Genomic DNA, 21,551 nt, shown 5'->3' on the forward strand with positions numbered 1-21,551 from the left:
CTTTACAATTTATAGATGTTGTAAGATACCGAAATTATTTCTTTGGAATAGTCGCTGGCTTTACGGAGCTATCGTGTTCTGCATAATAGAGTTCCAATAAATTCATCATAGCAGTGATCAAATCCCTGGTCTCCAGCAATAAGGAGAAGTACAGGGTAGTGTTCTTGGGACTGGACTCTTCTGTTCTGGTCCTGGCTACCTGCTTGTCGATTTTTTGGGAAACCAAGTCGTAGAGCTCTTGTTTGGAATTTAAGATTATTCCAATTTGTTCAAAAGACCTTTCGTCGAATGCTTTTTGGGTGTTGTTGAAAATATCCTCCAGTTTTTGGTCGATTTCTTTTAGCTCCTTGATTTGGTTGTACTTGAGTTTTTTGTGGTTGTTATGAACATGGTTATAGCTCACTTTTCCAATGTACTCGAGTGATTGGGACATATCTGTCAAGTGTCCCATTATGTTTATGTAAAAATTACTCGCACCTACATGGGCCTCGTCCAAATTCTTGATAAAATAGAAAGTGTGCTCTCTTAGGTCTTCAATTTCCAAGGCTAGTTTGTTGCCTTGTTTTTTGTTCTTTTTCAAAAAGTCAAGATCGTGCTTGGCCAGACCGTTGATGGAATTGGTGTAAATTTTGCTGCTTCTTTTTACAACACTGGAAATGTTGGCGGCAGTTTCTTCGATTACCCCTTGAATAGAGCTGCTTTCTGCTCTTCTCAATTGATCCTCGACCATAAATTCCTTTGATTTTTTGTTGTAAGAGATATAATTCCTGACCAAAAGTAGTACAGCGGCGAACAACAAAACTGCAATTGCAGCACCTTTGCCAAAACTGATTAGGGTTAGAATAACCCCAGAGGCAATAAATGCGATAATGGCCGTACTGAGCCATCCGGCAATAACATTAAGTACTCCTGCAACACGATATACGGCACTTTCGGCACCCCAGGCCCTATCTGCTAAAGAGGTGCCCATGGCTACCATAAAAGTAACATAAGTGGTAGATAGGGGCAACTTGTAAGAAGTAGCAACGGAAATCAAAATACCTGCAACCATCAAGTTTACCGAGGCACGGATCATATCGAAGGCGGGCAACTGTAACGTTTTGTCCTTGGATAGGGTAATAACGGGTTTTTGAAATCTTTTGTCCACCGCTTCCTTTAAAGATTTTGGGGCCACATTAGATATCCAAGTGGACAACCCAATGGAAAAGCGAACCAAGCTTCTTGAAAGATAATTGGGCTGGAATTTTTCATTGGCCTCACCTTCTCTGGACAGGTTAATTTCAGTGTCGGCAACGTATCTCGCTTTTTTGGACCACCAAAGAGTGGCTACCATGATCATTCCCGAAATAAAAAGTAATAAAGTAGGTGTTTCTACTTTTGAGGACAAAACTTCCATGCTAAATTCCGAAGCTGGAAGACCAGAGGCTCCCCATGCTTCATAAGATTGCCATGCTGCTATAGGTACACCGATAAAGTTGACCAAGTCGTTACCGGCAAAAGCCAAGGCAAGTGCAAAGGTTCCAACACCTATGATCAACTTATAAATGTTTGTTTTTGCAAACTGAATAAGGATGTAAGAGATAATCGCCCAAATAGCAAAATTGATTAGGATTACCTCATAAACCTTGGTTTCAAGAAAATCCTTAATTGTAATTCCCCCGATAATGGCATATTCTTGATCGGCAAAAGGTGTTCCCTTGATTCCTTTGATCAAAATAAAATAGGTAATAGCAGATAGTGCAATACCGCCAAAAATGGCTCCTGTCCATTTAGGCTTTTTCTGAAAATCATAGGATAAAAGCAATCTGGATATCCACTGTACCAATGCTCCTATGGTGAAGGCTATTACCACGGAAGAAAGTATGCCAACTATAATTTCAATGGCCTTGTCTGTGTTTATGTAATTGATAACATCCGTAAAGCTGCCATTTGCAGTGCCAATTTTGATAAGGGCCATGGCTACGGCAGCTCCCAATAAATTAAATACAATGGATACGGTGGTCGATGTAGGCATACCCAACGTATTAAAGAAATCGAGCAGCAAAATATCGGTGATCATCACGGCCATGAAGATGAACATGATCTCATCAAAATAGAATTCACCTGGGTTAAATATTCCTTTTCTGGCCACTTCCATAAGTCCACTTGAAAAAATAGCCCCACAAGCAATACCGATACTGGCAACAATCATAATGGTTCTAAAAGAAATAGCCTTTGAACCAATAGCGGAATTAAGGAAGTTTACCGCATCATTGCTTACACCAACAACAAGGTCTGCAATGGCCAAGGCAGCCAAGGCAACCATAATAAGAAAGTAAATATTATCCATGTTTATAAAAATCCAAAAAATTTGTCAAATATCTAGAGATTGGTACTCGATTAAGTTATCTAAAGGTTATCTTTTTTACAGATGAACGTCCAATTGCAATCTATACATCAATTGGTTTGTTCCGTATTCTTCGGTTAAATAACTGAAATCGGTCTGCACTTTTAATTTATGTCCTACAATATATTTTGAAAGCCCTAAAGTGTATTGGTTTGCTGGGTTTTTGCCCGTTACGTCCAGGTCCATTTTTACATTAGTGTATCTTGCGGAGACTTCCCAGTTAGAATCAAACAAATACCCTGTCTGTAGGTTTAATGCGTTGCCCATTTGTACTACATCACCTGTAAGGGATCCATCTGAGTTTTTTGCATAGGGGTCGTCCGCATTTCTGTTGGCATATTCGCCCATCAATGAAAATCCGTTGTATTTGAACATGAAGTCCACAAATACAGTTGAGATGTCCGTAGAATATAAGCCAATATCATTTTCCATATAGGTGCCCATGTTGCTTCTGTTCCTCACTGCATCCTTGTTCATGTCATAGGTGAATCCCATCATAAGTTTTGGCAACCTTTCCCTTGTTAGGTCGGCAGCAATATAATCACCTTTGGATTTAAAGCTCCCAAATGGAAGAAACTCTAAACGTCCGGTATATTGATGTCCACCTTCGTTGCCAGTGGTTACATTTCTGCCCTCACCTTGCGACAGTGCTATTTTTTCCCGGATCAGTGCTTTTTTACCGATTTTTATGTGGTGCCTTAGCTGAAAGCCCATATCACGGTCAATATTGAATCTGCTATTGAGCAATGACCGGTCCACCTGCTGAAGGTTTCCGGAGGAGATGACACGTTCAATATTACCGGGCAATTTGGCTTGTCCAAACCAAAGGACAAAGTTTTTATAGAAATTCCATTTAACAACGGCATCAAATATATATCTGGGTGTATTGCCAGTATATTGGGATCCTCCGGATATGTCTCTGTTGGATAGCCCCAACTCGATTTTATAGACCAATTTTGGGGAATGAACAAAGCCATCAAACTTTAAACGTGCCCTGCGCACCAAAAAATTTTGTTCGGGATTCCCAAAAGCTTTACCGTTGGAATCATCCCAATTTGCAATGGCCAACAGTTGCATTCTTGTGCCAATTTTAGCGGTCCAACTACTGTCTTTGCCAACAATGTTAAACAATCCTTTACCGAAGGTTGTGGGGGCATTTGTTTGGGAAAAGGTAAAATGAGTCCAAACAAGAAGAAACCCAATTAGGGGTAACTTTTTGAAATTCATTGCAGTATTAGTCTTTGTCGGCTGCAAAGAACAAAAAGCAATGTTAAGTTATTGTTTCCTCTATGTTATGTTTTGGATTTAAACAAGACAAAAAAGAGCTGCCTTTACAAGGCAGCTCACGGATTTCGAAGATGAAGTCGACAAAAACTAATATCTGAAACGAAAATCCTGATTGAATTTTCAAAATTCACCCATGTTGATGATTTTTGTGTAACCTAAAAATTAAGTAATCATTAAAATTTTGGCAACTAGTAGATATTGAGCAGGACTTTTTAATGTTTGAGCGTACCAAACCTAAGGCGTATATTGCGCCAATAGTAAGATATGAACTGGGAACAATTACTTTCACTAAGACGACAGGGAGATACCTCAAAGCGATTGAGAAAAGAGCAAAACGAGACCCGATTGGGGTTCGAGGTGGATTACGATCGGATTATTTTTTCGTCGGCTTTTAGAAGTTTACAGGATAAGACACAAGTGTTTCCGATGCCGATCGCCGTTGGTTCGCAAAAAAACTTTGTACATACCCGGCTTACACACAGTATGGAAGTTTCTGTTGTGGGAAGAAGTCTTGGCCGAAGTGCTGGACAACAAATTTTGACAAAGTATCCTTTTTTGACAGAAATCCACGGTTATCAATTTAATGATTTTGGTGCAATTGTTGCCGCAGCTGCCTTGGCCCACGATATAGGGAATCCGCCATTTGGGCATAGTGGGGAAAAAGCTATCGGCAATTATTTTAAACAGGGCAAAGGGAAGCAATTTCGAAATGTTCTTTCTGCAGAGGAGTATCACGATCTTATCGATTTTGAGGGAAATGCCAATGGATTTAAATTATTGACAGAGTCCAGGGACGGTGTGCCCGGGGGGCTTCGTTTGAGTTATGCGACTTTGGGTGCCTTTATTAAATACCCAAAAGGATCATTGCCCAAAAGACCGTCCAAGAACATCGTGGACAAAAAATTTGGCTTTTTTCAATCAGAGAAAGCCTTTTTCCATGAACTTGTGGAAGAAATTGGCCTTTTGCCCAACCCTGACCACCCGGAAACAGGTTTTTTAAGGCACCCTTTGACTTATTTGGTAGAAGCGGCTGATGATATCTGCTATACCATAATCGATTTTGAAGACGGCATCAACTTAGGATTGATTCCGGAAGAGTATGCCCTGGAGTATCTTATCAATTTGGTGAAGGACAACATCAACACGAAGAAATATAATGCAATGACCACCTCGAGCGACCGTTTGAGTTATTTAAGGGCTCTTGCGATAAGTACACTGATCGGGGACGCCGTGGATGTTTTTGTAAAAAATGAGGATAAAATATTGAACGGTGAGTTCAATGTATCATTGCTCGATAAAGGAAAATATACCGCTCAAGTTGCCGATATTATTAAATTGAGCGTCGAAAAAATCTATCAGTCCACAGAAGTGGTGGATAAAGAGTTGGCCGGGTATCGCATTATTTCCGATTTACTGGATACGTACACAACGGCTTTGATCAATGTTAAAGAGGGCCAGGATACGAATTATGACCGACTGCTCTTAACAAGTTTGCCCGAGAAATACCGCAATACGGATGCATCACTTTATAAAATCCTATTGGATACCAGCTGTTTTGTTGCAAGTTTGTCCGACAGTGCAGCGGTGCACATTCACGATAAGTTGACAGGCCGACATATTTAAAACGCATAGAGTAGGCCAACCCCAAGTAGTTGTTTAAACTGGATTCGGGGTATGCCCGGGTCTATTGTTGTGCCATCTTCAGCAATTTGTTCGTCGAATTTGATATCATCATCAAAAATAAGGTGGGTTCCAATGTTGGCATTGAGGTATTGGTTGACCTTAAGGTTAAAATTAAGTTCCCAGTCCACATCGATATTGCCAAAACTTCTTACATAATCCGTGTACAGGTTTAGGCGATGGTTCATTAAAACATTTTCCGCTATTTGTGTCTCCCATGTATTGGTGATCAAAAAACCAAGTTCCAAAAAAATGTGTTCTCCCTCTTCCACACCAAACGCCCCTTGGTTGGAAAGAGCTTCGTCCAGAACAAAAGTGGATTTCATGGTGGCGGGCGAAATATAAAGGTTGAATTTGTCCTGAGGCGGTATGTAGGATGTACCGACACCCACAAACAAGTAACCGGGGGACATAAATCTTGAAATAGGGTTCTCTCGGTTCGGGTACTTATATCCGTTGGAGAATTGTGTTCTCATGTTTGCTTTTACCGAATAGTACCAATTGGTTATGGTGTCCTTTCTAAAACTCAGGGTGGTGGACAAGCGGATTTGATCGTCTGTTTTTCGGAGTTTCCTGCCCTCTTGCGCATTGATGCCATAGCGCAGCTGGACCTCATTGTTCCAATCCAGATAACGGAACTTATAGTTCCGGGCAAAATCTGCACTTGCCAAGGCCGACACCGAGTTGTCCCCTCCGGCATTCCAGTTCACAAAAGCAACTTCACTAATGTTAAGTCCAAATTTGTTCACCTTTTTCCAGAAAGAAGTTGGTTTGAACCGCTTGTACCAAATACTCAGAGGTTTTACCCGGTTCAGTACGGTTCTAGGGTCTGTTAGCTTAGCGTTTCTGGTCAGATATTTGAGCTTTACATCCTTTATGCGAACAACTCTAAAATTGGAGTCCGTACTATCTGGTTCAAAGGCCTTTAAACGTGTGATCTGAGCATTGGAAGTAACAAAAACGGCAAAGAACAGGATTAAAAAACAATTTATTCGCATGGGTTCAAGGTTGATTGTATATAAGAATGTATGGCATCAAAATCTATACCAGCCAATTTAAGGGTTTCGGGAATGGTTCCATGATCGATAAAAGAATCCGGAATGCCGAAAATCTTAATTGATCCTGTATACTTTTCTTCATTGGCAATTTCCAGCACAGCAGAACCAAAGCCGCCAATTTTGACACCATTTTCTAGGGTAATTATGTGTTCATGGTTTTCAAAAATATGTTGTAGCAATGGTTTGTCCAATGGTTTGATAAAGCGCATATCGTAATGTCCGATCTCTTCCGGTTTCCCTGATTTTTTGATTAGTTCGGAAACTTGGTTCCCAATATGGCCCACGCTAAGTATTGCCATTTTGGTGCCCTTCTTTAGTTGTTTGCCAGTACCGATTTTTATGGATTTCATTGGGTTTTTCCAATCGATCATGGCACCTCGCCCCCTGGGGTACCTTATTGCAATGGGAAGCTCCAGCCCTTGTTGTGCGGTGTACATAATATCCCGTAGCTCGTGCTCGTTGAGCGGTGCAAAAACAACAAGGTTCGGGATGCAGCGTAAATATGCAATATCAAAAACACCATGATGGGTAGGTCCATCCTGGCCTACCAAGCCTGCTCGGTCCAGGCAAAAAACCACCGGAAGTTTTTGAAGGGCTACATCGTGGATCACTTGATCATAGGCCCGTTGTAAAAAAGTAGAGTAAATATTGCAGAACGGGATCAACCCTTGGGTTGCCATACCGGCCGCCAAAGTAACAGCATGTTGTTCGGCAATACCCACATCAAAAGCTCGGTCGGGTATTTGGTCCATCATAAACTTTAGGGAACTCCCACTGGGCATTGCAGGGGTAATTCCAACTATTTTGTTGTTCTTTTGGGCCAATTCCACAATAGTGTGGCCAAACACATCTTGATATTTTGGAGGTTGAATTACCTCAGGTTTTTTGATGCGTTCCCCTGTTATTTTATCAAACTTGCCAGGGGCATGGTAGACCACCTGATCTTCTTCTGCCTTTTTTAGGCCTTTTCCTTTGGTTGTGATGATGTGGAGCAACTTTGGGCCATCTACATGCTTTAGTCTTTCCAGTTCTTCAACAAGTTTTTGCAAATCATGTCCATCCACAGGGCCGGAATAGTTGAGGTTGAGGCACTCAAAAATGTTCTCATCCTTTGCCTTTCCTGCCTTAACATTGGTAAGGTATTTTTTTAGGGCCCCAACACTGGGGTCTATGCCGATAGCATTGTCATTGAGAACGATCAATGCATTTACATCGGTCACCCCGAGATGGTTTAAACCTTCAAAAGCCATTCCGCTGGCTATGGATGCATCGCCGACCACCGCAATGTGCTGTTTCCTTGTATGTCCTTGTAATTTTGATGCCATGGCCATGCCTAAAATGGCAGATATGGCCGTGGAACTATGGCCTGTTCCAAAATCATCAAATTCACTTTCGCTCCGTTTTGGAAATCCGCTAATACCACCAAGTTGGCGGTTGGTATCGAATAACTCTTTTCTGCCCGTTAGGATTTTATGTCCGTATGCTTGGTGTCCAACGTCCCAGATCAGTTTATCCTGAGGGGTGTTGAACACATAGTGCAGTGCAATGGTAAGTTCCACTACGCCCAAACTTGCCCCCAAATGCCCTTCCTTTGTAGACACAATGTCAATAATAAACTCCCTCAATTCCTGAGCGAGTTTAGGCAGCTCTTCCAAAGCTAACTTTTTGAGATCTGCAGGGGAATCGATATGTGATAGTAATGTTTCCAAAGAATAAAAAACAAAAGTATCGATTATCCCTAAAATTATTTTATGTGTAGCTTAGCAATCTATTGAAAATGACTTAAAATTTCGTGGAAAATCCGTTTGACGATACTTATTTTATGAAAAAAGCCATGCAAGAGGCCGAGATTGCCTTTGAAAATGGCGAAGTACCGGTAGGAGCAGTAGTGGTAATCGAGAATAGAATTATTGGAAGGGCGCACAACCTTACGGAACGCTTAAAGGATGTTACAGCGCATGCCGAGATGCAGGCCATAACCGCAGCTTCCAATTTTTTGGGCGGCAAGTATTTACATGGCTGCACGCTTTATGTTACTTTGGAACCATGCCAAATGTGCGCGGGAGCACTGTATTGGAGCCAAATATCCAAGGTTGTTTACGGAGCTCCGGATCTAGAGCGCGGATATAGTGTAATGGGCGGCAACCTGCATCCCAAAACTACTGTGTCAGGGGGTGTGTTGGAGAAAGAGTCGGCAGAACTTCTAAAGCGTTTTTTTATACAGCGGAGAAATTTGAACTGATAAAAAAACCCGGCATCGCCGGGTTTTACATTCTAATCAAAATAAAATATTGTTATCCGATTACCTGCACTTGTGCTGCAACCACTCCTTTTCTTCCTTCTTCTTCGATGTATTCTACTTTGTCGCCTTCGTTCAGTTCCACTCCGTTCAATGCTGTAACATGAACAAAGATGTCTTTTCCTGTGTCGTCGTTTGTAATGAACCCATAACCTTTGGATTCATTGAAAAATTTTACTGTACCAGTCATTAAATAAAAATAAAATGTTAAAACACGAAAGTAACTTTTTTTATGAGTGAATGGGTAAAAAGAACTTTAAATATTCGGAAAATTATTGATTTTCAGATGATTTGCGCTCTTTTTCTTGCATTTTCTTAATATTTTCTTTGGTGAGCATGTAATCTTGCATGTTTTTCCCCTTACTCTCTTTAAAAAGGAATAGGGGCATGGCCACCAAAAAGAGCCCAACGGTACCTCCACCTATATACTTTGCCGCTTGTGGATGTCCTTCTTGGAGGGAAAGACCGAAGGCAATTGAACCCAAAGAGGCCAACATAATCAAAAAAATAATGTGTTTTAACTTGATTTTCATTGTGAATAATTGATCAATTTTCTGCGATACGCCGTCAATAGTTTGGATTTTGAGATAAAACCTTCGTATCTACCATTTTTAATAACAGGAAGGTTCCATGCACCGCTTAGCTGAAATTTTTGCATAACCTGTTTCATACTGTCCGTTTCGTAAAAGATAACCTCTGGCGGGGCATGCATCAAATTTTTAACAAAAACGGTGTCGTACATCTCAGTGTCGAACATCATTGGACGGATATCGTCCAAGACTATGATTCCGGTCAATTTTCTATCATCGTTCAATACTGGAAACAAGTTTCTTTTGGATTTGGACACCGATTGATGCAACATTTCTCCCAACGACATTTCTGCATGTACGGGCCTAAAGTTTTTTTCGATCACATTGTCCATTTCCATAAGTCCGAGAACCATCTGATCTTTATTGTGCGACAACAGCGCTCCTATCTTGGCCAATTCTTTGGTGTAAATGGTGTAATCCAGTGCGTTTTTTGTGATCAAGTAAGATATGGCCGCCGTAATCATCAGGGGAACAAAGAGCTGGTATCCCCCGGTTATTTCGGCGATAAGGAAAATGGCGGTCAATGGAGCATGGATTACACCGGAAATAAGACCTGCCATTCCAATTAGGGTAAAATTGCTTTCCGATACAGAAAAGCCCAGACCTAAATTATTGATTACTTTGGCTACGGCATTGCCCAAAGCACTTCCCATTACCATTGTAGGAATAAAAACTCCTCCCGCACCCCCTGCTGCTATGGTAGTGGTCATGGCTATGGCCTTAAAAATGGTTATCCCAAAAAGCAGGGCTATTACGACCCAAATATTTTGGGTAAAACCATCAAAAGGAGTAGTGCCAAGGGCTTTTTGGTGATTGCCGTCCAACAGGTTGTTAATAAATCCAAAACCCTCGCCATAGAGCGGGGGGATGGCGTAAAGCATGACCCCAATAGCCACTCCACCGACCAAGAGCTTGTATTTTGGACTTTTCAATTTTTTAAAAAGGGATAGAATGGCAAAGTACATTTTGGTGAAATATATGGAGGCCACACCCGTGCCAACCCCTAAAAGAACATAAAATGCCGTATCGTTTAGTTCAAAACCCTCGGAAAGGGAGAAATTGAACAAGACTTCGTTACCTAAAAAGAAATAGGAGGTCAATACCCCAGAAATCGATGCTAATAGCAAAGGCAACATGGACATCATGGTCAAATCCAAAGTAAAGATTTCCACGGCAAAAATGATGGCGGCAATAGGTGATTGAAAAATTGAGGCAATGGCCCCTGCCGAGGCGCAAGCTACCAAAAGTGTTCGGGTCTTGGCATCTATGTGAAACAATCGGCTCAAATTGGAACTTACTGCAGACCCAGATTTTACGGCCGGTCCCAACAAACCCACGGACCCACCAAAACCAACGGTAAGCGGTGCGGTGATCAAAGGAGTGTAAATGTCCTTGATCCCAAGTAGTCCCTTTTTCTTGGAAAGTGAAAAAATAATGGAGGAAACAGCATGCTGTAACGGCTCTTTATGTACAAACTTTACATAGAGGTAGACCAAGGTCAAGCCAATTATAGGAAGGATAAAATACAACTGATTTTCTGATGAGACAATCCCTTTTTCTAAGAGCGATTCTATAAAGTAGGTGGAGTTTTTTACGGTTACCGCTACCAGTCCGGCCAAAAAACCTACGATCAGGCTCATTATTTGAATGAAGGTCCTGTTGGAGATATTTCTATATCGCCATTTAAGAAATTTGGTATACAGTTTTTTGTTGCTGAAGGGCATTGAGGTATATAATACTATTAAAAGTATTAAAAAATCCCGCTCATGGAACGGGATTTTGATTTATCATAGGTCCAATTTTAAATGGAGTTCTTTTAATTGCTCGTCATCTATGTTTGCTGGCGCATCGATCATTACATCCCGTCCACTGTTGTTTTTGGGGAAAGCAATAAAATCGCGAATGGTTTCTTGGCCACCCAGAATAGCAACCAATCTGTCCAGACCAAATGCGATACCTCCATGGGGTGGGGCTCCATATTGAAAGGCATCCATTAAGAACCCAAATTGTGCTTTGGCTTCTTCTTGGGTAAAGCCCAAGTGTTTGAACATGGTTGCCTGTATTTCTTTATCATAGATCCGAATGGAACCACCACCTATTTCGTTTCCGTTCAGCACCAAATCATAAGCATTGGCTTTTACTTCGCCCGGATTTGTTTCCAATAGTTCCAATTGTCCGGGTTTTGGAGAGGTAAATGGGTGGTGCATGGCGTGGTAGTCCCCAGTTTCTTTATCCAATTCCAATAACGGAAAATCTATTACCCACAATGGGGCGAACTCATCTGGTTTTCTTAGTCCCAATCGTTCGGCGAGCTCCATTCGCAATGCGCTCAATTGAGCTCGGGTTTCGTTGGTGTTGCCAGATAGCACACAGATAAGGTCTCCTGGTTTTGCTCCGGTCGTTTGGGCCCAATTGGCAAGATCGTCTTGGTCATAGAACTTGTCCACGGATGATTTGTAGGTGCCATCTTCATTACATTTAACGTAGACCATTCCTTTGGCGCCTACCTGTGGGCGTTTGACCCAATCAACTAGCCCGTCTATTTCTTTTCGGGTATAGGAAGCAGCTCCCGGAACGGCAATACCAACCACCAGTTCTGCGGAATTGAATACATTAAAATCCTTATGTTGTGCGACTTTGTTCAGTTCTCCGAACTGCATGCCAAATCGAATGTCGGGTTTGTCATTACCATATAATCGCATGGCATCGTCATAGGAAATGCGAGGAAACTCATCTACTTCTACACCCTTGATCTCTTTTAAAAGATGTTTCGTTAGTCCTTCAAAAGTATTCAGGATATCTTCTTGTTCCACAAATGCCATTTCACAGTCTATTTGTGTGAACTCAGGCTGACGGTCGGCACGTAGATCTTCGTCCCTAAAACATTTTACAATCTGAAAATACTTGTCCATTCCCCCGACCATGAGCAACTGCTTAAATGTTTGTGGGGATTGAGGCAGGGCGTAGAACTGTCCTTCGTTCATACGGCTGGGCACCAAAAAATCCCTGGCGCCTTCTGGGGTGGACTTGATCAAATATGGGGTTTCAATGTCGATAAAACCTTGGTCGGAAAGGTATTTTCGAACCTCCATGCAAACCTTATGCCTAAAAATAAGTTTGTTCTTTACCGGGTTTCTACGAATATCCAAGTATCGGTATTTCATTCGGATGTCCTCTCCGCCATCGGTCTCATCTTCAATGGTAAATGGAGGGAGTAGGGAATGGTTCAGCACGGTAAGTTCGGTGACAAGCACTTCAATTTCACCTGTAGGAATATTGGGGTTTTTTGAGGCACGTTCGATTACCTCGCCCTTTGCTTGGATAACGGTTTCACGACCCAGCTCGCGAGCTTGTTCCAAAAGTGTTTTGGACGAACGTTCTTCATCAAAAACCAATTGGGTGATACCATATCTATCACGAAGATCTACCCAAGCAACAAAGCCTTTGTCGCGTACTTTGTGGACCCAACCGCTTAAAATTACTTCTGAACCTATATCCGATGCCCTTAATGCACCACAAGTATTACTTCTGTACATGTTACCTAGTATAAGAGCGCAAATTTAATAGTAATGTGCGTATTTTAAAGAGGATATGTGGATTTTCTGACGTAAGTATTTTTTTGGACCCAAATAGAGCTGACCAGATCAATTTTACGTAACATTAAATTAACATTAGAATAAATTCTTGAGTAATATTAAGGGGATTAAAGGTTAAAATGTTCGATAATCAGGGGTGTTACCTGTAACTGACGACATCGTAAAACACTGAAAAACAGCCAATAAAGACTTTAAAGTTAATTTAATGTAAACAAAAAGTTATGTAAAAGTGTATTTAAAGTAAAATTTAAGTAACTTTGAATCGTTATCATTAAGTACTAACAATATTAAAATCCCATAAAATATGAAAAAAGCAGTATTATTTTTGGCGGTGATGTTTGCGGTTAGCTTATCGGCTCAAGATACAAAGCCGACATTTGAAAAAATGGGAAAAATGGTGAAAGCCACTTATTTTCATGACAATGGCGAAATTGCCCAGACCGGTTATATGTTGAACGGAAAGTTACATGGTGATTGGGTAATGTTCAATGTTCAAGGTAAAAAAATTGCCACTGGTCAATACGAAAACGGACAAAAGACCGGAAAATGGTTTTTTTGGCAGAACGATGTGTTAAGTGAGGTCGATTTTACGGACAATCGTATTGCCCAAGTAAAGAATTGGAGCCAAGGCGATGCCGTTACGGTGAACCAATAATTTAAAATCAGAGTTTAAAAAAAGCGGCGGCCAAATTTGGCCGCCGCTTTTTTATTATATCTCTTTAAGCTTGCTCGGGAATTGGTGTTTGTTTACGATCTTGTTTTTTTATTCTGCCGTTTCGAATTTTGATCTTAAGCTTGTAGACCAAACTGAACAGGATAGGCACCACTACCAATGTTAAGAAGGTAGCTACCAACAGACCGTAAATTACCGTCCATGCCAAAGGTCCCCAGAATATTACATTGTCCCCACCAAAATATATGTTGGGATTGAACTCGCTCATCAAGGTAAAAAAGTTAATGTTGAATCCTGTGGCCAATGGTATTAGACCTAAAATTGTGGTGATGGCCGTAAGTAATACAGGTCTGAGCCTTGCTTTTCCGCCTTTGATCACCGCTTCCATTAAATCTTCGGACTCCAATAAATCTTCTTCTTCAAGTCCCAGCTTTACTTTTCTTCTGTCGATCAACAGTTGGGTGTAGTCCAACAGCACCACACCGTTATTCACTACAATACCCGCAAGGGAGATAATCCCCATCATGGTCATCATAATAACAAATGCGCTGCCTGTGGCAACAATTCCACCAAAAACCCCGATCAAGCTTAGGAATATCGCCAACATAATAATACCTGGCTTGCTTATGGAGTTGAACTGGAAAATCAGAATAAAAAAGATAAGTCCAAGACCGGTGAAAAAAGCACCCATTAAAAAAGCCATCTGCTTGTTTTGTTCCTCGATCTGTCCGGTATAATCTATTTTGATATCACTTGGAAGATTCTCAAAATCGTTCATTTCCTCTTGTATTTTTCCAACAATCGCCCCTGCATCTGTATACCCCGATGCCAAAGCCGAGTACACGGTAACCACGCGTTTTACATCGCGGTGCTTAATGGCACTGAACCCGGTGCTATTGGTTTGTTTGGTGACCGCTGAAATAGGAACCTCTTTGATCTGCCCGCTGGAAGGGTCTCTGAAAGTTATTCGTTGGTTGAACAGGGCACTGGTGTTGTACCTGTCATCTTTGTTGAACCGCACATAAATATCATAATCCTCGCCACCTTCTTTATAGATTCCTGCTTTGGAACCAAAAATGGAGCTTCGCAGTTGTTGGCCCACCTGCCCAGTGGCAACCCCTAACTCCCCTGCTTTTTTGCGGTCCACTTGAACCAAAAGGGAAGGTTTGGATTTGTTAACGTCGATTTTTAATTCATCTATACCCGGAATATTTCGAGAGTTGATAAAGTTTCGCATGCGTTCCGCTGTGGTGATCAGCTCCGTATAATCCTCACCTTCCAATTCTATGTTGATGGGATAACCTACTGGAGGTCCTACCGCATCCTTTTCTACAGAAATGGCAACCCCTGGATAAACATCTTTAAGCGCTGTCTGCACTTTTTTGAGCAACTCCTCACTATCTGCTCCTTCACGGTACTTAAATTCTCGGAATGTAGCGGTAATTTTACCCCTGTTGGGCATTTCGGCACTGGAACCACCATCGGTTTGTGGGTTACCGGCGCCTTCCCCTACTTGAGATACCGCACTTTCTGTCATAAAATTATAATCACCGTTCATGTAGGCTTCCGACTGGATTATATCGTACACCCTGCCCTCAATGTCTTTGGTGATCTTATTGGTTTTTTCGATATCGGTACCCTCCGGATATTCAATATACACTATGATTTGGTTGGGCTTATTGTCCGGGAAGAACTCTACTTTGGTCCGTTGGCTTCCTACCGATGCGCCAAATCCTGCAAAGGCTATCAAAAGCAATACAAAAGTGATGATCGAAATAAAGATAGGTTTTCTCCCAGATAAGGCATACCGCAAGGTTTTTTCGTACATTCTTTCCCAATTGGGCAGGATCTTATTCTGAAAAGTATTGGCCCAATTTCTAAGAAACAGGCGATAGATCCAGAGCATAATGGCGGTTACCACCATTAAAGTCCCCAATGATCGATATGCCCCTCCAAAAATAATGATGAGTATTCCGATCACCGAGATGATAGAAGTGATCCGAATAATCTGCTTTAGTGGCATTTCCTTGTCTTCGGTGGTCATGTATCGGGATACCAATACCGAGTTGAAGAAGATGGCCACAAAAAGGGATGAGCCTAAAACCACGGATAGCGTTATGGGGAAATATTTCATAAACTGCCCCATGATCCCTGGCCATAGGCCGAGCGGAACAAATGCCGCTACTGTGGTCAATGTGGATATAATAATGGGAAAAGCGATCTCGCCTATTCCTTTTTTCGCCGCTTCTATCCGAGGCATTTTTTCCTCATCCATGAGTCGGTAAATGTTCTCTACGACCACAATACCGTTGTCCACCAACATACCTAGTCCCATGATCAAACCAAAAAGGATCATGGTGTTCATGGTATACCCCATTACATCCAGGATCATTAGCGACATAAACATGGACATTGGGATGGCAAAACCTACGAACAGGGCATTTTTAAATCCTAAGAAGAACATCAATACCGTTACCACCAATATGATCCCGAAGATGATGTTGTTCACCAAATCATCCACCTGACCAATGGTCTTGGAGGACTGGTCGTTGGCGATGGTAACTTTAAGGTCTTGCGGAAATTCGTTTTCTATGGCATCCTCTACAATTACTTTGATCTGGTCAACCGCGGCCACCATGTTTTTTCCGGAACGTTTTTTTACATCCAGCATTACCACGGGTTCGCCAAATTCACGTGCGTAGGTTGTTTTATCCTCTTCTTTAAACGAAATGTTGGCAATGTCTTTTAGGTAAATGGGGTTTCCATTTTCCGATTTTACCACAAAGTCCCGTAGGTCCTGGGGTTTGTCTATTTCCCCTACAATTCTGATGGTTCGGCGTTGTCCACTGGCAATTAGGTTACCTGCGGATGTGGTTAGGTTTTCGTTGTTGATGCTATTTATCACATCGTTAAAGCTCACTTTTGCCGCCATCATTTTATAGATGTCCACGGCAACCTCCACCTCTTTTTCTTGGGCACCTCGAATATCTACTTGTTTGATTTCTTGGAGACCTTCTATCTCATCTTCCAGATATTCCCCAAATTCTTTTAGTCTTTCAATGGGGTAATCTCCGGAGATGTTGATGTTAAGGATGGGCATTTCTTCGGAAAGGCTAAGATCGAATACGTTTGGCTCGACCTTGGCACCGTTAAATGTGGGCCAATCTTCGCCGGCGGTCTTGGAATCTACTTCGTCTTTTACCTTTTGCAGGGCAGCTTCTACGGAGATGTTCTCATCAAACTCAACAATGATCATGGAATAATCCTCCTGCGAGGTAGAGGTGATTTCCACAAGATTGCTTACGGTCTTGAGCTCGTCCTCCAAAGGATCCGTAATCAGTTTTTCGATATCCTCTGCGGTGTTGCCCGGGTAAATGGAACTAATGTAAATCTTGGTTTCCTTTACTTCGGGAAAACTTTCCCTGGGCATACTAAAGTATGCCATACCGCCCAGAATAAGGATAACCAAAATTAGCACATACATTGTGGTCTGGTTATCTATGGCCCATGACGACAGCCCAAATTCCTTGTCTACGCTTTTCTTTTGTTTGCTCATAGTCTGTACTTTGGCAGTCTAGCTATTTTTTATATTCACTTGTTGCCCTTCTTTTACGCTTCTGGCACCTTCGTCTATTATGGCATCACCTTCGTTGATGCCGGAGAGTACTTCTACGTAATCGCCTTGTGTTTTTCCTGTTTTTATGACCACTTTTTTGGCCACTGGATTATTCTCAATGGAATCCGCGGCTACCAACAACACATATTGTTCTCCATCCGCATTTTCGGATAATATACTTTGTGGGATCAAAATGGCATTTTCGCTGGTATAATCGTTGATCATTACACGTGCGGTAAGGTTCGGTTTTATTTTGCCATCGTGACTTGGCACGGGGATTTCTGCGGTAAACGAACGGTTGCTGGGGTTTATAAAATTACCGGTCTGTCTAATTTTTGTGTTAACGCTATCTCCCAGTACCGGGAAATATACTTTTACATCTTTTCCTGGGGTTACGTTTTGCAAATGGCTTTCCGGTACTTCAACTTCGATGTACATATTGGATAGATTTACTATGCGGAATACCTCGGAACCTGGACCTGGGCTTACCACTGTGCCCTGATCTTTGATCACGTCGTCTATAATTCCTGTAAAAGGGGCCCGTATACTGGATTTGCCAACCTGACTTTCCATTTGTTTTACGGCACTTTGTTGCGCTTCGTAATTGGTTTTTGCCTGTAGGTATTGTATTTCGGAACCAATGTTCTGTTCCCACAGTCTTTTTTGGCGTTCAAAAGTGGTTTTGCTCAATTCGGCCTGTGTTCTAAGTTGTGCCAATTGGCTGGATAAGCCTCCATCATCAATAGTGGCCAATAGCTGTCCCTTGGTTACTTTTTGTCCTTCCTTTACATACACTTTGTTCAGTGTTCCGGACATTTCTGGATAAATAAGTACATTTTGCTTGGTCATTACATCTCCTTGTAATTCCAGGTAATGATCAAACCTTTGAGGATGTACTTCTATGGTGGTCACCAATGGTAACTTGGCAGAACCATCCAACAGTGCAATGGCGGAATCCAAGGATTTTAATTGGCTCTCCAACGCATTCTTTTCTATTGAAATTTCGGCATGCTTGGCACGGATTACCTCAACATCTTGGCTGCTAAGTGCTTTCTCCAAAGATTTGTTGCCATTGCCCCCGCATGAAGCCAAAACCGCTGCGGTTAGTGTTATATATATTGCTTTTTTCATGATGGAATGGTTTTCTTTATTATTTGTTTATGATGTTTTCCAATTCGGTCTTTTTGTTGATTACATCGACCATGGATTGTAAATACTCCTGTTGGCTGGAATATAATTGTGTCTGCGCCTGTCTCAGTTCAAAACTGGTGGCCAATCCTTCGGAATATTTTATTTGATTTTTTTTCTCGATACGCTCGGCCAGTTCAAGGTTGTCCTTGGAGGTGCCGTATTGCTCTATGGCAAGGATATAATCACTTTTGGCACTTTCCAATTGTAGACGTATCTGTGCTTGAGCTTCTGTAAATTGTGTTTTGGCCTTGTCCAAGGCAATTTTGGCACGCTGAGTGCCCGCACTTCTTTTAAATGAACTAAAAATGGGAATATTGAGGTCTATCCCTAAAATGGATGATCCGAACCATTGCTGCCCGCTATTTAAAAAATTAAAACTATCGCTAAAAGAGTTTCCGCCATAGTTTACAAAGGCGTTCAATGTGGGCAAGGCATAACTTTTGGCCAATTTTAGCTCCAACTCTCTTTGTTCGTTAAGGTTCTGTGCCATTTTGTAATCTACATTGTTTTCTATATCGAATGGGGTATCGATCAGAGCAAGGTCAATTTGTTTTTGGGTAAGGTCGTCCAAATTCTCGCTCAGTATGGTTGGGGTATCTATCGGGAGTCCCAATACAAGGTTGAGCATTCGGAGTGTTATCTTCTCCATTCGACGGGCATTTTTGAGTTGATTGTCCACGGTGGATAGTGTAATCTGCAATTGATCCACACTTTCTTCGTCACCAAGACCATTTTCATAAATACGTTTGGTTTCGTAGAGGTTTTCCTCCAATGTGGCTTTGTTCCTTTCGGAGATCAATACGCTTTCTTGTGCCAATAGAACGTTGCCATAGGCCTCTACTACCGACTTCCTTACTTCCAGTTCGGTTTTCTCCTTGTTGTTCTGGCTATACTCCAAAAATGTTTTGGTGGCTTGTACTCCTACGATGTATGATCCGTCAAAAATTTGCTGTGTTAAGGTAGCTGTTGCCGACATGGATTGTGCCTGACCAAACACCACTTCTTGAAATGTGCCGGGTTCTCCACCAAAAAACTCGGCGGGAATCTGCGATACGGGTTGTTTTAACTGGTTCTGATAGCTAACGGCACCATTGATCTGGGGAAGTCCTGTAGCAATGGTTTCCCATTTTTGTTTTTGCGCATCCAGGACATCTCTTTCGGCATTCTGGGCACTGTAGTTATGCTCCAATGCATGTGCAATGGCCTGATCCAGGCTAAAGCTTGGCGGTGCATCTTGGGCAGATGCCAGCCAAGACATTATAAATAACAGGCTGAATAACGTTTTTCGCATTTATTCTTTGTTTGAATTGATGATTGAATTGAGTATTTTTCTTCCCTCGGGGGTTACAATGCCCCTTAAGTGATATTCTAAATAGAGGTCTAGTATTTCGGCTTTACTAAATATTTCTGTGGGAAACATGCTGTTGTCCTTGATACTGGTAATGCCCATAAAGTAAATTCTGGAAACAAATTCCACGTTAAGGTTATCTCTATAAATGCCCAGTTCCATGCCACGTTTTACATTGTCGGCTACACAGCGATGGGTGCTTTCGAATTGGATTTCTTTAAGGGCCGAGTGTATTTTTGGGTAATATTTTTGGAGCTGGTACAAGGGTGATGATTTTTCATCTTTTAAATGGGTCATTACAAACCTCTTGATCTCATACAGCTCCTCAATAGGGTTCTTTTGTAAGCTCACGATATCGTCTATGCCACAGACAATAAAATCGGACATGGCCATTGCGGTTTGTTGTACCAGATCGGTTTTGTTTTTGTAATGGGAATAGATCGTTTTTTTGGAAATGCCCATTTCGTGCGCCAAATCGTCCATGGTAACGCTCTTAAACCCTAGGTTTAAGAACATTTCGGTCGCTTTCTGAATTATTTTTTCCCTCATAATCAGGGGCAAAGTTAAACACGGAAACTTTAAAAACAAAAAAAGTTTCCTTGGTTTTACAATTTTTTAACGAGAGGTTGTCTATTTGTTATAATCGGGGTCCTTGCTGGCAATAACCAATGGGCTCAGTTGCGTATTCTTTTTGGAGCTGTCGCTAGCAATATGTCCCAGTCTCCAAAAAAAAGGGCTAAAACGTAACACGTATTTTTTCTTTTCCTTACTCTTCTTTTGTTGTACCATGATTTTCGTTTTTGATTTTTTCTACATAGGCTTTAAAAGCTTCTTCGCCTTCTTCTCTCCAGTATTGATCGTAATGCTTCCATTCATCAAAATCCCTTCTCCATGTTGCACATTTATGCGAAGACCTTAATTTCTTTTTATGGGAGGATTTGCCTTTGCCTTTGCTGCCTCCACCTCCAAAGCCGAACAAAAGTTTAGCCAACACAAAAATGCCCAACGCTTGCCAGTAGGTTACTGTTCCCGCGCCGAACAGGTCGGGCATAAGCCAGTTCCATAAACGCATTAATACATAATTGGCCAAAAGGAAGAGGATTCCTCCAAGAACGATTATTGCCAAAATCTTCACTCCTTTTTTGACATATTTTTCCACCTTTTTTTCTACTTGTTTTTCAAACACTTGATTAGTTTCCATATTCAGGTTCTTTTATTTTTTCTAATTTTTTTGATAGCTCCGACATGGCCCTGTGCCTTCTGGACATTAAAGTGCCTGCCGGTATTCCGGTTCTTTTTGCAATCTGTTTATAATTGTATCCTTCAAAATCTATGGCGATCACAATGTCGCGGTACACGGGTTTAAGGTCTTCCACGGCCTTTTTTAGGGCCTGCTCCATTTCTGTGGAATAACTATTGTCCGCATCTCCGTAGAAAAACTCCGCAAATTCCCTCCATTGCCTGTCGATTTCTTCGCTGGGGAGTTTTTTCTCTTTTTTGCCTCGCATAATATCAATGATCCTGTTCCGTATTGCATTGTAAACAAACCCGCCCACATTGGTTATGGGAATGGCATCCTCGGGCCGGGAAAATATCCGTAGGGCAACATCCTGTACAATATCTTCTGCGTCCTGTTCCGATGTATCCCTGATCTTGGATTTTACATAAGACCGCAACGAACCATACTCCTCGTTAAAAAAGGTGGTTAAATTGTTATGGTTGTCGTTTTTGGCTGCCATTCGGTCAAATCAGGTTGCGCTACATCTATAGAGACGATGAAAAAATTTTCTATTGCAGTATTTCTATATTTTTTTAAATCCTGTTCAT

Annotated in this window: 17 protein-coding genes; 3 read left to right on the top strand and 14 right to left on the bottom strand. The window is 41.6% G+C overall.

From position 1 onward, the window contains the following. Positions 1–34: 34 nt before the first annotated feature. A complete protein-coding gene (locus tag ABTP35_RS07725; RefSeq protein ID WP_293297590.1) occupies positions 35–2,329 on the bottom strand; it encodes an inorganic phosphate transporter in 2,295 nt (764 codons plus the stop codon). 75 nt (positions 2,330–2,404) lie between these two features. Then, complete coding sequence (locus ABTP35_RS07730; RefSeq protein WP_293297587.1) at positions 2,405–3,613, bottom strand: porin; 1,209 nt, start codon at positions 3,611–3,613, stop codon at positions 2,405–2,407. A 324-nt stretch (positions 3,614–3,937) separates the two neighbouring features. Here ABTP35_RS07730 and dgt point away from each other — a divergent pair, with 324 nt between their 5' ends. Continuing rightward, a complete protein-coding gene (gene dgt, locus ABTP35_RS07735) occupies positions 3,938–5,296 on the top strand; it encodes a dGTP triphosphohydrolase (protein ID WP_293297584.1) in 1,359 nt (452 codons plus the stop codon). Here the strand turns inward: dgt and ABTP35_RS07740 are convergent. Together ABTP35_RS07740 and ABTP35_RS07745 are read right to left on the bottom strand one after the other, a co-directional pair. Then, positions 5,293–6,351 carry a DUF3078 domain-containing protein gene (locus ABTP35_RS07740; RefSeq protein ID WP_293297581.1) on the bottom strand — a complete coding sequence of 353 codons (1,059 nt, stop codon included), beginning with the start codon at positions 6,349–6,351 and terminating at the stop codon, positions 5,293–5,295. The genes dgt and ABTP35_RS07740 overlap by 4 nt on opposite strands. Beyond that, positions 6,342–8,120, bottom strand: coding sequence for a 1-deoxy-D-xylulose-5-phosphate synthase (locus ABTP35_RS07745; protein ID WP_293297579.1), 1,779 nt, complete (start codon positions 8,118–8,120; stop codon positions 6,342–6,344). The genes ABTP35_RS07740 and ABTP35_RS07745 overlap by 10 nt, the downstream gene beginning before the upstream one ends. Positions 8,121–8,203: 83 nt before the next feature. Between ABTP35_RS07745 and ABTP35_RS07750 the strand changes: the two genes are divergently transcribed. Further along, a complete protein-coding gene (locus ABTP35_RS07750; protein WP_293297578.1) occupies positions 8,204–8,653 on the top strand; it encodes a nucleoside deaminase in 450 nt (149 codons plus the stop codon). A 52-nt stretch (positions 8,654–8,705) separates the two neighbouring features. On the opposite strand, the gene ABTP35_RS07755 is transcribed toward ABTP35_RS07750, so the two are convergent. The 4 genes from ABTP35_RS07755 to aspS all read right to left on the bottom strand — a co-directional run bounded on the left by ABTP35_RS07755 (position 8,706) and on the right by aspS (position 12,836). Further along, entirely contained in the window at positions 8,706–8,900 is a 195-nt protein-coding gene (locus ABTP35_RS07755; RefSeq protein WP_163624136.1) for a cold-shock protein, read from the bottom strand. Between the two features lie 82 nt (positions 8,901–8,982). Beyond that, positions 8,983–9,243: a hypothetical protein gene (locus ABTP35_RS07760; protein WP_293297576.1), complete on the bottom strand. Its 261-nt coding sequence runs from the start codon at positions 9,241–9,243 to the stop codon at positions 8,983–8,985. Further along, positions 9,240–11,024 (bottom strand): chloride channel protein, encoded by a 1,785-nt coding sequence (locus ABTP35_RS07765; RefSeq protein ID WP_293297574.1) that lies wholly within the window; start codon positions 11,022–11,024, stop codon positions 9,240–9,242. Before ABTP35_RS07765 ends, ABTP35_RS07760 begins: the two co-directional genes overlap by 4 nt. Before the next feature lie 63 nt (positions 11,025–11,087). After that, positions 11,088–12,836 carry an aspartate--tRNA ligase gene (aspS, locus tag ABTP35_RS07770; RefSeq protein ID WP_293297572.1) on the bottom strand — a complete coding sequence of 583 codons (1,749 nt, stop codon included), beginning with the start codon at positions 12,834–12,836 and terminating at the stop codon, positions 11,088–11,090. A 364-nt stretch (positions 12,837–13,200) separates the two neighbouring features. Between aspS and ABTP35_RS07775 the strand changes: the two genes are divergently transcribed. Further along, positions 13,201–13,551, top strand: a complete 351-nt coding sequence (locus tag ABTP35_RS07775) for a nicotinic acid mononucleotide adenyltransferase (RefSeq protein ID WP_293297570.1) — start codon at positions 13,201–13,203, stop codon at positions 13,549–13,551. A 64-nt stretch (positions 13,552–13,615) separates the two neighbouring features. On the opposite strand, the gene ABTP35_RS07780 is transcribed toward ABTP35_RS07775, so the two are convergent. The 6 genes from ABTP35_RS07780 to ABTP35_RS07805 form a co-directional block, all read right to left on the bottom strand. Beyond that, a complete protein-coding gene (locus ABTP35_RS07780; protein WP_293297568.1) occupies positions 13,616–17,125 on the bottom strand; it encodes an efflux RND transporter permease subunit in 3,510 nt (1,169 codons plus the stop codon). Positions 17,126–17,143: 18 nt separating this feature from the next. Next, positions 17,144–18,316: an efflux RND transporter periplasmic adaptor subunit gene (locus ABTP35_RS07785; protein ID WP_293297567.1), complete on the bottom strand. Its 1,173-nt coding sequence runs from the start codon at positions 18,314–18,316 to the stop codon at positions 17,144–17,146. Between the two features lie 19 nt (positions 18,317–18,335). Further along, positions 18,336–19,667, bottom strand: coding sequence for a TolC family protein (locus ABTP35_RS07790; protein ID WP_293297565.1), 1,332 nt, complete (start codon positions 19,665–19,667; stop codon positions 18,336–18,338). After that, a complete protein-coding gene (locus tag ABTP35_RS07795; protein WP_224835794.1) occupies positions 19,668–20,273 on the bottom strand; it encodes a TetR/AcrR family transcriptional regulator in 606 nt (201 codons plus the stop codon). Positions 20,274–20,490: 217 nt separating this feature from the next. Then, on the bottom strand, positions 20,491–20,925 hold the full coding sequence (locus ABTP35_RS07800; RefSeq protein ID WP_293297563.1) for a hypothetical protein: 435 nt from the start codon (positions 20,923–20,925) through the stop codon (positions 20,491–20,493). Next, positions 20,915–21,463, bottom strand: a complete 549-nt coding sequence (locus tag ABTP35_RS07805; RefSeq protein ID WP_293297561.1) for an RNA polymerase sigma factor — start codon at positions 21,461–21,463, stop codon at positions 20,915–20,917. Before ABTP35_RS07805 ends, ABTP35_RS07800 begins: the two co-directional genes overlap by 11 nt. Positions 21,464–21,551 lie beyond the last annotated feature (88 nt).

The organism is Flagellimonas alginilytica, from assembly GCF_042134605.1.
Lineage (GTDB): Bacteria > Bacteroidota > Bacteroidia > Flavobacteriales > Flavobacteriaceae > Flagellimonas > Flagellimonas alginolytica.